Origin of the sequence: Streptomyces sp. NPDC101152, assembly GCF_044768275.1 — a bacterium.
Classification (GTDB): Bacteria; Actinomycetota; Actinomycetes; order Streptomycetales; family Streptomycetaceae; genus Streptomyces.
The window spans coordinates 1-1,035 of record NZ_JBIWPO010000151.1; the positions used below are offsets into that span (position 1 = coordinate 1).

Here is a 1,035-nt window from a genome sequence, read left to right on the forward strand (position 1 = left end):
CTACTACGTGCTGGCCGAGGGCTTGAACGTGATCCTCGTCAACGCGCGGCAGGTCAAGAACCTGCCGGGCCGCAAGACGGACGTCTCGGACGCGGCGTGGCTGGCCCAGCTCGGCGCTCACGGCCTGGTGAGGCCCTCCTTCGTACCGCCCGAGCCGATCCGTGAACTGCGGGACCTCACGCGCGCCCGGACGACCACCACCCGTGAACGCGGGCGCGTGGTCCAGCGGCTGGAGAAGCTGCTGGAGGACACCGGCATCAAACTCTCCGCCGTCGCCTCCGACATCATGGGCGTCTCCGGCCGGGCCATGCTCGAAGCCCTCATCCGCGGTGAAGCCGACCCGCAGGTCCTCGCGGACCTGGCAAAACGCAAGCTCCGCAACAAAATCCCCGAACTCACCGAGGCCCTGACCGGACGCTTCCGTGCCCACCATGCGTTCCTGGCCCGCCTGCATCTGGACCAGTACGACCACCTCACCATGGTGATCGATCAGCTCACCGGACGGATCGAGGAGGCGATGGCCCCCTTTCGTGACGTCCTCGACCTGCTCGACACCATCCCGGGCATCAACCAGGCCACCGCCGAAGTGATCATCGCGGAGACCGGTGGTGACATGAACCGCTTCGCCACCGCCAAGCACCTCGCGTCCTGGGCCGGGGTCTGCCCCGGCCACCACGAGTCCGCCGGCCGCACCAAGAACACCAAAGTCCGGCCGGGCAACCCCTATCTCAAAGGGGCCCTCGGCCTCGCCGCGTTCGGCGCGGTGAGAACCAAGGACACCTATCTGCAGGCCCGTTACAAGCGGCTGACCGCCCGCCGCGGCCCGCTCAGGGCGCTGGTCGCCGTCGAGCACTCGATCATCACCGCGATCTGGCACATGCTCACCGACAACGTGCCCTACCAGGAACTCGGCGGCACCTACTTCACCCAACGCGACCCCGAACGCGCCACCCGCCGGGCCATCAACCAGCTCAACCAGCTCGGCTACACCGTCACCCTCAACCCGCGGGAGAACGCAGCCTGACCGGCACCCCG

Annotated in this window: 1 protein-coding gene; it reads left to right on the forward strand. The window is 68.1% G+C overall.

What is annotated here, in order from left to right:
- A partial coding sequence (locus ACIRVK_RS45580) for an IS110 family transposase (protein WP_404258077.1) occupies positions 1-1,024 on the forward strand: 1,024 nt, incomplete at its 5' end.
- Positions 1,025-1,035: the final 11 nt, after the last annotated feature.